Origin of the sequence: Kallipyga massiliensis ph2 (assembly GCF_000311985.1) — a bacterium.
Lineage (GTDB): Bacteria > Bacillota > Clostridia > Tissierellales > Peptoniphilaceae > Kallipyga > Kallipyga massiliensis.
Window position 1 is genome coordinate 788938 of the sequence record NZ_HE978585.1, and the last position, 14150, is coordinate 803087.

A 14150-nucleotide genomic window follows, 5' to 3' on the forward strand; every position below is an offset into this window, starting at 1 on the left:
AAAAATAGTATATAGTGAGTAACACTTGGCTTACATCTCTTTACTTTTGGGCTCCGCCCAAACCCGCCCTCGCCGGGAGCAGGGGAAGTTGTGTCCAACTTCCCCGTGCTCAAGGGTTTTCCGTGTCGCTTTGTCAATGGCTGCCCGGGCTTCGCCCGGCGTATGTCCATTGACAAAGCTCCCGCTCCCTTGGCTTAACGGGACTTTAAGAGGCGTTGCTGGTCGTGGGCAAGCTCCTTGAGTTTCTCTTCGCAGGCTTCAATCTCTCGGTAGGTGGGCTGGTAAAATCTTCGAGAATGGGAAGACCAGCTTTCATGTTCTTGAATAAGAATCGCCCCCATTAAGCGCAGGAGAGAGCCCTGGTTGGGAAAGATGCCAATGACATTGGATCGCCGCTTGAGCTCTCGGTTGAGCCGTTCCACATGGTTAGAGGTCCTGACATAGGTCCGGATCTTCTGGGGAAGCAGGAGGTTGGTCATGGCATCAAGAAATCCCTCCTCCAGGCAGGCTACCGCTCCTTCCGCCACATCACGGTAGTTTTGGGCAATCTGGTTCATCTTTTTTGTCGCCATCGCAAGATCAGGCGCACTAAACATCGCCCGAAGGTCTGCCCGTAGGCCTAGCTGGTAGCTCTTTGGTGCCTTCTCCACAATGTTTTTGGTGAAATGGTAATGGCATCTTTGCCATGGGGTATCCGGAAATTGCTCCTTCATGGCGTAGAGGATGCCTTCATGCGCATCCGAAGTCACCATGCGGACACCCTTCACTCCTCTTTGTTTGAGCTGGATGAAGAAATGGTTCCAGTTCGCCCTCGACTCCTCCGGGTAAATCCCAAAATCGAGGATTTCTTCGATTCCCTGTTCATTCATGGCCATGGCAATGAATAAGGCTTTGGAGGTAACCCGACCTTCCTCACGGACCTTAAAGTAGGTGGCATCCACCAAAACGAAAGGATAGTTCCCTTTGAGAGGACGGTTTTTAAACTTCGCAATTTCCTCATCCAACGTCTCACAGGCCTTGGAAACACTGGATTTGGAGAAGGACTTTCCACATAAGGCCTCCATAACCCTGGACACTTTTCTTGTAGACACACCCGCCACCACCATCTCCGCCATGGTGACCATCAGGGCGGTTTCACAGCGCTGGTAACGGTCAAAGACAAGACTGTGGAAGGGTTGGTCCCGGTGGCGGGGAACCTCCAGGATAATGGTGCCCACCTTAGTAAAAATGGGCCGCTCACGCCGGCCATTGCGCCGGTCGGTCCTTTCCCCGGAGCGTTCGTAGGGCTTAGCCTGCAAAATTTCATCCGATTCCCTATCCACTATGGATTGGAGAGAAGATCGGAGAAGCTCCTGGAAAGCTTTGGATTGATCCTTCTGGAGAAGGTCTAGAATTTCTTCTTGGGATAGGGTAAGATTCACTTGAGCCATAATTTTCCTCCTTAATGTTGGTTTGGTTACTCACATTATAGCCGAGGTAAAATTCTGGCTCTTTCTTTTTATATACTTTTACACCATTATATGGACATTACTGTAAAACCCTGTCAAATTAGAGAATTTCAAAAATAGCAGGGTCAAAAAAGGCCCTGATAATTTTGAAGATAGCGAAAATGTCAGGGTCTGAAACCCTGTTAATCCACCAATTTCCTAGAAAATCAGGGTCGAAGAGCCTCTAGGAATCGAACAACTCATGAGTTCAGAGCCCGAGGCAGGAACCACCGCCGAAGGCGGCTCGCTCTTAACAGCTTTAGGGAAAAATAAGAAAAGAAAAAGGGCTGTGTCGGAAGGAACAAATCCTTCCGGCACAGCCCCTTTTTTGACCGAAAAAGGAACTAGGCTTGTTTCTTCACCGATTCGATGACGGCATCGGCCAGGTCTTCGATGGCCTTCTTGCCGTTCTTGTCCACGGAGGACATGAAAGAAACTTCGGCATTGAGATAGTACATTTCGAACATCTGGTCGATGATCTTCCGCATCTCCAGGCCGGAGTTGGGGGCCCAAGTACCGTTTTCAAGAATACCGACGGTCCGCTGTTGGACGTTGAGGGCGACCATGTCGTTGAGGAAGTCCTTCATCGGGGGGAAGACGCCCAGGTTATAGGTCGGGGAGGCCAGGATGATGTGGCCTACACGGAAGGCTTCAGAGATCAGGTAGGAGCAGTGAGTTTCAGCGACATCCCAAACGGTGACATCGGTGTGACCACGCTTGACGATTTCAGAGGCCAGGAGCTGGGCGGCATTGGCGGTATTCCCGTACATGGATCCGTAGACGATCATGACGCCATTGTCTTCGGGGGTATAGGAGGACCACTTGTCATACTTGTCCAGGATATAGCCCAGGTTCTCTCTCCAGATGGGACCATGGAGGGGGCAGAGGATCTTGATGGGGAGCTTGGCGGCAGCGGCCAGAACCTGCTGGACGTGGGGGCCATACTTCCCAACGATGTTGGTGTAGTAGCGACGGGCTTCCGACAGCCAGTCCTTGTCAAAGTCAACTTCATCGGCGAAAAGCTTGCCATCGAGGGCCTTGAAAGAGCCGAAGGCATCAGCAGAGAAGAGGACGCCGTTGGTGGTATCCAGGGTGACCATGGGCTCGGGCCAATGGACCATGGGGATCTTGACGAAGGCAAATTCGTGCTTGCCGGTGGACAGGGTGTCGCCGGAATCAACAGTGATTCTCTTGTCCGCCTTAAAGCCGAACTGGGTCATGAAGTAGAAGCCTTTTTCCGTAGAAATGACTTCCGATTCGGGGTGGCGGAGGAGGACTTCCTGGAGGGAAGCGGCATGGTCAGGCTCCCAGTGGTTGATGACGATATAGTCCAGGGGCCGGCCATCCAGGACGTATTCCAGGTTTTCCAGGAATTCACGGCAGAAATCCCACTCAACGGTGTCGAAGAGGACGGTCTTTTCATCCAAAAGAACATAGGAGTTGTAGGAGACGCCTTCGGGAATGGGATGGATGGATTCAAAGAGATGGGTTCTATGGTCATTGTAGCCAATCCAATAGAGATCATCTACAACTTGACGGACGTTATGCATAATTTCCTCCTGTATATCTTTTCTTGGTTACTGAACATGGAAAGAGTGGGGAGGAGGGCCGGATTTCGGGAGACCCGGTCGGGCCCTCTCCTCAACTCCGATGATTCATTACACTTCAGCAGGGATGAAGCCCTCTTTACCATCGCCGCACTTGGGGCAGAGGTAGGTGTCAGGAACCTGGTCGAAGGGAGTGCCCTTAGCGACGTCCGCTTCCGGATCGCCCTTGGCCGGATCATATCTGTGGCCGCAGCCGTTGCAGACATAGACGCCGGTTGCTGTCTTGGGATCCTGGGGGACATTTCTCTTCTTCTTTTCAAAGCCTTTGGCCTCATGGCGTTTCTGGCCCTCATCAACAGCCTTAGCCAGGAGGGGCATGATTTCCATGACGTCACCGACAATGCCGTAGTCCGCATTGGCGAAGATCGGTGCCTTGGGATCTTTGTTGACGGCAACGATGGTGGCCGCATCCTTGATTCCCTTGAGGTGCTGGCCGGCACCGGAGATACCCATGGCCAGGTAGAGGTTTCCTTGGAACTTCTGTCCGGACATACCGATGTAGCGGTCGATGGGCATATACTTGAGGTTTTCAGCGACAGGACGTGAGCAGGAGATCGCAGCGCCCATGGCTTCCGCCAGGGAGATGGCCTGGTCAACATTGGCTTCTTCTCCAATCCCTTGACCAACAGAGACCAAACGCTCAACTTCGCCGACGTCGGCCATGGGATCGACCGTTGTATCGAAAGTATAGCCGTCCTCCTTGAGGTGTTTGACCAGCTCATTGACCTGGTCCTCAGGGCTGCCTTCAATCATGACATTCTTCCGGGGGCCGGTTGCTCCGCCCTGGTGTTCTTCTTCCGCTTCCACCTTCTTGGTCTTGCGGCCCAGTCTGCCGACCGTCTGGCTGGCGATAACAATCCGCATGACTTCGTTGGTTCCTTCATAGATCTGGGTGATCTTGGCATCGCGGTACATCCGCTCAACAGGCAGGCCTTTGATGAAGCCGTTGCCGCCGTGGATCTGGAGGGCTTCGGAGGTGACCCATTCAGCCGTATCGGAAGCAAAGAGCTTGGCCATAGCGGCTTCCTTGGTGTACTTGCCGTGGTTGGTCTTGAGCTCGGCCGCCTCATAAATCAGGGCGCGGGAAGCATGGATGGCGGTTTCCATATCGGCCAGTTTGAAGGAGATGCCTTGGTTGGCTGCGATGGGGGCGCCAAACTGCTTGCGCTCACGAGAGTAGTTCAGGGCTTCTTCGAAAGCACCCTGGGCAATTCCTAAAGCCTGGGAGGCGATCCCGATCCGGCCGCCGTCCAGGGTAGCCATGGCGATTTTGAAGCCTTCGCCTTCTTTACCCAGGAGGTTTTCCTTGGGGACTTTGACATTGGTAAAGGAGAGTTCAGCCGTGATGGAGGACCGGATGCCCAGCTTATTGTAATCGTTGGGGAATTCGAAGCCCTCCCAGCCCTTTTCAACGATAAAGGCGGAAATGCCGTGGTTGCCCTTTTCAGGGGAGGTAACGGCAAAGATGACATAAGTATCTGCCCGGTGGCCATTGGTGATGAAGATCTTATGTCCGTTCAAGATGTAATGGTCGCCTTCAAGAACAGCGGTGGTTTCGGTTCCGGAAGCGTCCGAACCGGCATGCTCTTCGGTCAGACCGAAAGCACCGATGTGCTCACCCTTGGCCAGGGGAACCAAATATTTTTTCTTCTGTTCTTCGGTACCGAAGGCCCAGATCGGCCAGGAACCTAAAGAAGTGTGTGCCGAGCAGATAACACCTACGCCGGCGTCAACACGGGAGAGCTCCTCAACGGTGATGGCATAGGAAGTGGTGTCCAAGCCCTGACCGCCGTATTCCTTCTCATAGGGGATGCCCAGGAGGCCCATTTCACCCATCTTTTTTACGACGTCTTCGGGGAAGATATCGTCCTGGTCCCAAGCAAAGGCATTTGGTTTGAGTTCTTTCTCAGCGAAGTCGCGGACGACTTTCCGCAGCGCTTCATGTTCCCTTGTGGTTAAAGCCATAAATTCCTCCTTTTGTTCGCTAGCGTCGCCTACAGACAGGCGATGTGCGAGTTACAGCCTATCCTTTAACATAACGTTTTCCAAAGATCCCCAGGGCCATGACGGCCCCCGGAATACCGACCCTACCCATTATTCTCCTTGGGTTAGAGACAATTCATAGTAAAACACTATGCTTTCAGAGTTATTATACAACAGAAAACCTTTAATTAAAGGGGAGAAGAGCATTTTTTTATAAAAAAGAAGGAAAAAATCATAAAAATCAGGCCGTTTCCTCCTTCCCTTCTTTTAGGGTATAATAGAAATGGTTCCGGAAGCGGAACTTTTTCTTCCCTCTCAAAGGTCAAAGTTGGTCAAAGAATTCGCCGGCCCTGTTTCGGACCATGAGTCTCTTTGATAAAATGGGATCTTTTGGAATTCCTTTCTGAAGGAGAGGGGATGATGGTTCGGACGATTTCGTGTACATTGATGGAGGAGGATAAAACGAATGGCTGGACTGACCAACGATATTGAACAGTTCCTCCTTTCCTTATTAGAGGATTGCAGCGACGGTTCCTTGGAGATCGGGCGTAATGAGCTGGCTCAGAAGTTCGATTGTGCCCCATCCCAGATCAACTACGTATTAATGACAAGATTTACTCCTTATAATGGGTATTATATTGAGTCCCGGCGGGGCGGGGCCGGCTATATCCGGATTGTCCGTTTGAGCCGGGAGCCCCACAGCCTGGTTCAGCGGATCCTGGAGGATCCCGGTCTGGACCAATTGACCACAGACAAGTGCAAGCACATTTTAACCGCCCTGGAGGACCAGGGCATTATCAGCCGGGAAGCCATGTGGCTCATGCGGCTTGCCACCGATGACCGGGCCCTTAGAGGTCTGGAAAATAACGAACGAAAGATGACCCGGGCCAGGATCCTAAAGAACATGCTCCTGGCCTATGTGAAATGAAAGGAGGCTCTCCATGCAGTGCGATTTTTGCCCCAACGAGGCCACCATTGAAATTGCCGTCAATATGAACGGAGAAATGAAAACCCTCCACCTTTGTGCATCCTGCTATGAGGAGAAAATTGAAGACTTCCTCCAGCAGATGCCCGTGGAATGGGGAAACCAGGAGATGGTCCAACAACTCCGCTCCCTCCTCCGCCAGGAGCCGGTGAAAGAGGACAAGAAGGGGGAGGACCCCTCTCCCCGAGATAAAGCTTATGATATGCAGAGAAAGGCCCTCCACCGCCAGAGGAAGGATTATATGCGGAAGTTGGAGGCGGCCCTGGCTGATGAGAATTATGAGGACTGTGCCCTCTACCGGGACGAGATCAACCGGATAGGGGATGCCATCGTCCAGTTAAATGAGGAAAGGAAGGATTTCCATGGCGCTTAATCGAACCCCGGTTCAACGGCTCATGCAATATGCGGCGGCGGAGTCCACCTCCTTCCGCAAGGCGGCCATTGACACCGAACACATTCTATTGGCCATGATGAAGACCGGGGGGCCGGAGACCGAAGCCCTGACCCGGGCGGGGGCCAACTACAACACCCTCCGGAAGATTGTCGCCTCCAACACGGAGGCCGGGACTTCCGGTCGGCCGGCGACCAATGCGACCACCGCCTCCCGCCAGCTTTTGGCCCAGGCATCGGCCATCGCCCGACAGAACGGAGACAGCGAGGTCTTTGCCGACTATGTCCTTTTTGCCATTCTAAACGACCGCTCCTCCATGGCCTCCGTCATGATGACCATTGCGGATGTGGACAAGCGGGCGGTTTACCAATATCTGATGGAGGCTCTCCGCCAGAAGGAAGAGGAGGGGGAGGAGTCCAACCTGGCCAAGTACGGGAAGAACCTCAATGCCCAGGCCGAGGAAGAGGGAATCGACCCCGTCGTAGGCAGGGAAAGAGAGATTAACCGGGTGGTCCAAATCCTCTCTCGACGGACCAAGAACAATCCCGTCCTGATCGGGGAACCCGGCGTGGGGAAAACGGCCATTGCCGAGGGCCTTGCCCAGCGGATTGTTCACGGGGAGGTCCCGGACGTCATGGCCGATAAGGTCATCTACTCCATCGATATGGCCTCCATGGTGGCCGGAACCAAGTACCGGGGAGATTTTGAACAGCGTCTCTCCGACACCATTGATGAGGTCATGGACCGGGAGGAGGTCATCCTCTTTATTGATGAACTCCACACCATCATCGGGGCAGGATCCTCGGAAGGATCCCTGGACGCCTCCAACATCCTCAAGCCGGCCCTTCAGAAGGGGAAGCTCCGGATGATCGGGGCAACGACGATTGACGAATACCGGAAGCGGATTGAGAAGGATTCGGCCCTGGAACGCCGCTTCCAACCGGTAACGGTGGAGGAGCCCTCCAAGAGCCAGGCCAAGGACATCCTTCGCGGGATCCGGGACAAGTATGAGACCTTCCACCAGGTCCGGATGTCGGATGAGGCCATTGAAGCGGCCGTCGACCTGACTGACCGCTATCTGAGTGACCGCTTCCTCCCCGACAAGGCCATCGACGTGATGGATGAGGCTATGGCCCGGGTCCATGTGGACTCCTATGTCCTCCCTGAGGAAGTCTTGGAAAGGGAGGAGAAGAGGGCCCGGCTGGAGGAGGAAAAAACCAAGGCGGCCCTGACCCAGGACTTTGAGCGGGCAGCAGCCCTCCGAGACCAAATCGCCCAGCTGGAAGAAGAGGCGGTTAGGGACCAGGAGGAGGGCCACCAGGACCGGTCCGACTGGCCCGTGATCGAGGCTGACCAGATTGCCTCTATTGTCTCCCAGTGGGCCAAGGTTCCGGTCACCAAGCTGACCGAGTCCGAGTCCGACCGCTACCTGAACCTGGCAGATAAGCTCAAAGCCAAGGTCATCGGCCAGGACTATGCGGTGGATACGGTCACCTCAGCCCTCAAGCGGGCCCGGGTAGGCCTTAAGGCCTCGGACCGGCCTATCGGTTCCTTCATCTTTGTCGGGCCTACGGGCGTGGGCAAGACCTACCTGGCCAAGCAGATTGCCCAATCCCTCTTCGGGACGGAAGAGTCCATGATCCGCTTCGATATGTCGGAATATATGGAAAAATACTCCGTCTCCCGTCTCCTGGGATCCGCCCCGGGCTATGTAGGCTATGAAGAGGGGGGACAGCTGACTGAAGCGGTCCGGACCCGGCCCTACTCAGTGGTTCTTTTTGATGAGATTGAAAAAGCCCACTCCGATGTCTTCAATGTCATGCTCCAGATCCTGGATGACGGTCGGGTGACGGATTCTCAGGGGCGGACCGTGGACTTCCGCAACACCGTCATCATCCTGACCTCCAATATCGGGGCTGACCGCCTGGCCAAGACCAATACCCTGGGCTTTGTGCCCGAGGAGGAGGTGGCAGAAAACGACTATGACCGGATGAAGACAATTGTTCATGACGAGCTCAAGCAGAATTTCCGTCCGGAATTCCTCAACCGCTTGGACGACATCGTGGTCTTCCACCGCCTGAGCGAAAATTCCGTCCTTCAGATTGCCCGCCTACTCCTGGAGGAGCTCATGGACCGGGTGGCCGACCTGGGTTATTCCATGACCTTTACCGAGGCCGTCGCCCAAAAGCTGGTTAAGGAATCCTACCAGGCTGAATTCGGCGCCCGTCCCCTGGAACGCCATATCCGGACCCAGGTGGAAGACCTCCTGGCGGAGAAGATCCTGGCCCAGGAGATGGAGGAGGGGGAGACCTATGAGCTCTGCATCCGACAGGGCAAGATTGAGATCATTCCCGGGAAGAAGGCCGGCCGGAAAAAGGGCAAGGAGGAAACTGCCCGACCATTGGCCCTGGAGGAAAGCTGTGGCTAAGCGGAAGAGGTTTGTCTGCTCCTCCTGTGGTCGGGTGGAAACCGGCTGGACCGGCCGATGCCCTGCCTGCGGAGAATGGGGGACCATGGAAGAGCAGGTGGTCGACACGGCCTCCGGTCCTAAGGGGACCAAGTTGGACAGGGGAGGGAGGACCATGCCGGCACTTGCCCTATCCCAGGTCCCTTCCGCCACATCCGACCGTTTGGATACCGGCTTTCAGGAAGTCAATCGGGTCCTGGGCGGTGGCCTCGTTAAGGATTCAGTAACCATGGTGACGGCCCGTCCGGGGGCCGGAAAGTCCACCCTCCTCCTCCAACTATCCGAAAAGTTGGCCAGGCGGGGGCTGACCACCCTCTACGCTTCAGGGGAGGAATCTCCTTCCCAAATTAAGGGGCGAGCGGACCGAATTTTTGACCGGCTCCCGGATAAGGTCTATCTCTTAGCTACGAACTCTATGGACCGGGTGGAGGAGGAGGTCCGGAGGATCAAGCCCCAGCTCCTGGTCCTGGACTCCGTCCAGACCTTTGAGAAGAGGGAGTTTCCCCAGCGGCCGGGAACGCCCACCCAGACCCTGGCGGTTGCCGACGCTGTGGTTAGCCTGTCCAAGTCCTCCCCCCAGCCCATGGCCTCTTTCATCGTAGGCCATATGACCAAGTCAGGGGAGATGGCCGGCCTCCGGACCCTGGAGCACCTGGTCGACACCGTCCTCTTTCTGGAGGATGGTTACGATGACCGCCTCCGCATGCTTCGGGCCTCCAAGAACCGTTTCGGCTACACCGGGGAGGTGGGCCTCTTTCAAATGGGAGAAAAGGGGATGGAGGAGGTCATGGACCCCTATGCCCTCTTCTTGACCAAGAGGGAGGAGCCGGTGGCCGGTGCCGCGATTTCCCTTCAAAGGGAGGGTTCCCGGATGATCCCCATTGAGATCGAGGCCCTGGTTTCCACGGCCTATGAGGCCTATCCCTCCCGGATCGGGGACACGATCAAGCGGGACCAGCTCAACACCTTGGTCGCCATCCTGGAGCAGAAGGCGGGCCTCCCTCTTTCCGGAAAGAATGTCGTTCTTAAGGCAACCGGAGGCCTGGCCATCAAAGAGAAAGTCTGCGACCTCCCTATTCTGGTGGCCATTGCTTCTTCCCTAAAAAATGCCCCCATCGACTCCCGGGATGTCTTTCTGGGCGAGGTCGGCCTGACCGGGGACTTGAAGAAGGTGGATGGCCTGGACCAGAGGCTCAAGGAGCTCTCCCGTTTTGGCTTCCGCCGGGCCTTTGTCCCTGCCTTCACGGAAGGGGGGAGCAGGGAGGGCTTGGAAGTGATTCCCTGCCGGACCATCGGGGATGTCTTGAAAGAGGTCCTGAGAAGTTGACTTTGTCTTGAGCAATCATATATAATAACTCCTTTTGAACAAGACAACCTTTTCTTGTATAATAGGATTACGGAGGTGAGTCTATGTACAAGGTAGGTGACAGGGTAGTTTATCCCATGCAAGGTGCGGGCAAGATCGTCGATATGGTGACGAAAGAAATGCTGGGTGAAGAACATGATTTTTTCATCCTCAAGATGCCCATCGCCAGCATTAAGATTTCCATCCCTGTAGATAACATCAACAACATAGGAATTCGGCCCGTCATGTCCGAAGAGGAGGGGATTAAGGTGATGGAGATCCTCCATGCGGAGACGACGGAAATGCCGGATAACTGGAGCCAGCGCTACCGGGAAAACATGGAAAGTCTCAAGACGGGAGACCCCTTCGAGATGGCCGCTATCATCCGGAACCTCCAGGTTCGGGATATGGAGCGGGGCCTCTCCACTTCAGAAAAGAAAATGCTGAATAAAACGAAGAAAATGTTGATTTCCGAACTGGTCATCGTCGGATCCATGACGGCGGAAGAAGCCCAATCCATGATTGATGAGGCCATCACCTTGGATGAGGACTTGGATGATCAGGAAAAATGATACCAGGAAATGCCTGTAGAGCATCTCGAATTTGGCGCAATCCATGACAGAGAGGGGTTGCGCCAAAATTCTTTCATCAGCATTTCGAACCCAAGAAAGGAGGAAAAAATGGGACGTTTTTTTCAAATGATATCTGGATTTATCGGCGGCCTTCTCGGCTTGGCCTTGGCCCTTCTCTTGCGCGGTCTTGGTCTTTTTAAAACCCTGACCAGCCCTTGGCCGATTATTATTTTGGTCGCTCTTATTCTTTTTGGATTTATTCTTTTTTATGCCCTGTCCCCATTTTTTTCAAGAACACTCCGCAAAACCCAGGATTCCATGATGGAACGCTTTGAGAAGGTTCCCCTCTCCGACGTGGTCATCGCCACAGGGGGCTTGCTTGTCGGCCTCTTGATTGGGACCATCCTATCCTCGCCTATTCTCTCCCTCTCCATGGACTTTTTGGGCAACACCATCGGCGTCATCCTCTCCGTGATTATCCACCTCTTTCTGGGGATCCTGGGCGTCCGGATTGCTCTCTCCCACAAGGAAGATATTATGAGCCTCTTGCCGGCAAGAACCCCCAAGGTCGCCGGGGAGGGCCGGACCAAGCCAAAAAAATCCAAACGGAACCAGGTTTTTGTGGCTGAGGAGGAAGAGGAAGAGGAAGAAGGGGATCTTGGTCCGAGCTCCCAACCGATTCCGAAAATCCTGGATACCTCAGTCATCATCGATGGACGGATTTTTGAAGTCATGAAGGCGGGCTTCTTAGAAGGTCCCATCATTGTCTCCCATTATGTCCTGGAAGAACTCCAGCACATCTCCGACTCCTCAGACGCCCTTCGGAGAAACCGGGGTAGGGGAGGGCTTGACCTTCTCCATGAAATGCAGAGGATGTCCGATTTGGAGATCATCATCGATAATACGGAAATCCGCCGGGCCAAGGAAGTTGATGCCAAGCTCCTCATCCTCACCAGGAAATACAAGGGCTATATCGTTACCAACGACTACAATCTCAACAAGGTGGCCTCGGTCCAAAACATCCGGGTCCTCAATGTTAATGACCTGGCCAATGCTCTAAAACCCATCGTCATCCCCGGCGAGGAGATGGAAGTTTCCATCATCAAGTCCGGGAAGGAACCCGGTCAGGGATTGGGCTACCTGGATGATGGGACCATGATCGTGGTGGAAGACGGCTATGAGGCGATCGGGAGGAAGGTAGAAACCACGGTAACCTCGGTCCTCCAAACCTCTGCCGGTAAGATGATCTTCACCCGGATCCACCCCCAGGATAAGGGCTGAGTCCATCATTTCTAAGGGACAAGCGTTATTGAAGAAAAAAAGGCTGTGCCGGAAGATCCGGCACAGCCTTTTTTTCGTTTGTCCTGCTTTGGGCAATGGCGAAAATGAGGCCCGGACAGGCTGGGGACCCTGACATCCTAGAAAATTATAAGAAAAACAGGGTCAGGAGCCCTGACAATTTTTGAAATCCTAGAAAAAGCAGGGCCAAAAAAGGCCCTGTCAATCCCGGAAAATGGATATTTGTCAGGGAAAGAACCCTGATAATTTGACGGATCAAAAAGATAACAGGGCCAAAAAGGGCCCTGTTATTTGGAAGAATCAGGAGATTGTCAGGGTCGCAAACCCTGCTAAATTTGTAAATCATCAGAATGGCAGGGTCATGAGTCCCAATCATCGAAAAATTAGCGATCAAGGAGGACCTGGAGGAGGTCCTTTCCGGTCAGGGAAAGGTCGGGTTGGACACGGACGTCCTTGGTTAGGTCCGTGCCGTCCAAGCTCTGCTGGAGGGTGATGTCAAATTCGACAAGGAAGCCGGAATGCTTGAGGATGAGGTAGGCCGGGGGGATGTCCCAGGCATTGCCCATAGTGGGTTCTCCGGCGACGGTGGCCAGCTGGTTATGCTGACAAAAATCAGCAAAGGATTCGGCCGCATTGCTCGTATTTTTATCCACCAGGAGGACCAGCCGATCCTTGGATAGTTTTTGCCCCCGTCCAACAAATGAGCAGGTCATGAGCTTCTGGTAGGTCATGTCGGTCACCTTCCGGCGAATGGACTCGGGGACCTGGAAGGAAAGGTCCTCTCGGTCATCCTGGAGGTCAAAGTGCTCCAGCTTTTCCCGGGTGGACATATAGGAGACATAGGGGTCAAAGCCCTGGGAAAAGTAGAGGGTGGTCTCGGCAGAGTAGGATCCCCGGCTAAGCTGGGTGGCCAGGGCCTGGATCCAATAGGAGTGGGAGGCCCCCTGAACCCCTCTTAGATCAATGATAAAGCGGTTGGCCGATTGGGCTTGGCGGAGGTAGCCCGGCAGAAGTCGGACGGCTTCCTCCACATCTCCTTCTTCAAAGGAAAGGCCGGAAAGAACCAGGCTGTTGCCGGCTTTGATCAGGCGGGGTTGATTTTTCGAGGGGTCAACCTCCATGGGAATCAGACGAGAATACCGGTCCTTGACCCGGGGGTCGGTGATAGCTTTGGCATAGGGGGAGTCTTTCTCGAAATAGCCATGGCCCAGATTTTTCAAAGCTCTTTGATAGTCTCCCTGGTTTAAGAGGCGGGCAGAACCTCCAGAGGACCTGGCCAATTTATCCAGGATGGCCATGTAGGTTTCATCCGTTCCCTCTATTGTTAAAGCCTGGCGGGCAGAGGATTCTTCCGCCTTGAACTGGCCGTCCAGCTTTCCCGGACAATTGGCCGGAGGGAGGGATTCCAGGCAATCGATCAGGTCCTCCAGGTCGGCCTTTTTTTCCGCCGGGGTCAGCATCCGCCCCCGGGTATCCGCAATAGCCAGGTCTCCGGTGATGGATTCGTTGATCATGGCCCTGGTCTGTGGAATCTTTTTGGGTTGGTCAGTTAAAATCAGTCGCTGGACCAAGCGGCTGAGGACGAGGGCAATGAGGAGGAAAAGAAGGATGAAGAAAAAGCGTCTTCTTCGCCGGACCTTTTTCTTCCGCTTTTTTTCTTGTTTATAGGCGATTTTTCGCTGACTCTTTTTCCGGCTTCTCTCCACTTCCTCTTCCAGGTTTGACCCGGGTCGCCGAGGGGGCCGTCGGTAAGAGCTTGGCGGGGAAGAATACTGTCTTTTCGGCATTCCGTCCTCCTTTCTTGTGCTTCCTCTATGGTATCAAAATCAGGGGAAAAGGTAAATCAGGGAAGGAAAGGGCCCAATGAAATACTTTTTCAAAAATAATTTGCAAAAAAACGTTTTTATGGTAGAATGAAGTCAGAAAATCCATTTACAACAGTTATCTGTGCAGAGAAATCGTGAGGAGCAGGTATCTCCCCGGGAGATCTCTGCTTTTTTATGCCCAAAAAGAC

General features: G+C 54.0%; 10 protein-coding genes. 6 read left to right on the forward strand and 4 right to left on the reverse strand.

Going from position 1 to position 14150, the window contains the following annotated elements:
- Positions 1-194: 194 nt before the first annotated feature.
- The 3 genes from HGKM_RS03505 to HGKM_RS08520 all read right to left on the reverse strand — a co-directional run bounded on the left by HGKM_RS03505 (position 195) and on the right by HGKM_RS08520 (position 5059).
- Complete coding sequence (locus HGKM_RS03505; RefSeq protein ID WP_019133966.1) at positions 195-1430, reverse strand: IS256 family transposase; 1236 nt, start codon at positions 1428-1430, stop codon at positions 195-197.
- 401 nt (positions 1431-1831) lie between these two features.
- A complete protein-coding gene (locus tag HGKM_RS03510; RefSeq protein WP_019133967.1) occupies positions 1832-3037 on the reverse strand; it encodes an FprA family A-type flavoprotein in 1206 nt (401 codons plus the stop codon).
- A gap of 108 nt (positions 3038-3145) precedes the next feature.
- Positions 3146-5059 carry an acyl-CoA dehydrogenase family protein gene (locus tag HGKM_RS08520; RefSeq protein ID WP_019133968.1) on the reverse strand — a complete coding sequence of 638 codons (1914 nt, stop codon included), beginning with the start codon at positions 5057-5059 and terminating at the stop codon, positions 3146-3148.
- Positions 5060-5543: 484 nt separating this feature from the next.
- Between HGKM_RS08520 and HGKM_RS03520 the strand changes: the two genes are divergently transcribed.
- The 6 genes from HGKM_RS03520 (at position 5544) to HGKM_RS03545 (ending at position 12118) form a co-directional block, all read left to right on the forward strand.
- The gene (locus HGKM_RS03520; RefSeq protein ID WP_019133969.1) at positions 5544-6005 is read left to right on the forward strand and encodes a CtsR family transcriptional regulator; all 462 of its coding nucleotides are present in this window, start codon (positions 5544-5546) and stop codon (positions 6003-6005) included.
- A 13-nt stretch (positions 6006-6018) separates the two neighbouring features.
- Entirely contained in the window at positions 6019-6435 is a 417-nt protein-coding gene (locus HGKM_RS03525; protein ID WP_019133970.1) for a hypothetical protein, read from the forward strand.
- Positions 6425-8881, forward strand: coding sequence for an ATP-dependent Clp protease ATP-binding subunit (locus tag HGKM_RS03530; RefSeq protein ID WP_019133971.1), 2457 nt, complete (start codon positions 6425-6427; stop codon positions 8879-8881). Before HGKM_RS03525 ends, HGKM_RS03530 begins: the two co-directional genes overlap by 11 nt.
- A complete protein-coding gene (gene radA / locus HGKM_RS03535) occupies positions 8874-10247 on the forward strand; it encodes a DNA repair protein RadA (protein ID WP_019133972.1) in 1374 nt (457 codons plus the stop codon). The genes HGKM_RS03530 and radA overlap by 8 nt, the downstream gene beginning before the upstream one ends.
- A gap of 83 nt (positions 10248-10330) precedes the next feature.
- A complete protein-coding gene (locus tag HGKM_RS03540) occupies positions 10331-10837 on the forward strand; it encodes a CarD family transcriptional regulator (RefSeq protein WP_019133973.1) in 507 nt (168 codons plus the stop codon).
- Positions 10838-10945: 108 nt separating this feature from the next.
- The gene (locus HGKM_RS03545; protein WP_019133974.1) at positions 10946-12118 is read left to right on the forward strand and encodes a PIN/TRAM domain-containing protein; all 1173 of its coding nucleotides are present in this window, start codon (positions 10946-10948) and stop codon (positions 12116-12118) included.
- 401 nt (positions 12119-12519) lie between these two features.
- Here HGKM_RS03545 and HGKM_RS03555 read toward each other — a convergent pair whose 3' ends face one another.
- Positions 12520-13923: a S41 family peptidase gene (locus tag HGKM_RS03555; RefSeq protein WP_019133976.1), complete on the reverse strand. Its 1404-nt coding sequence runs from the start codon at positions 13921-13923 to the stop codon at positions 12520-12522.
- Between the last annotated feature and the right edge of the window lie 227 nt (positions 13924-14150).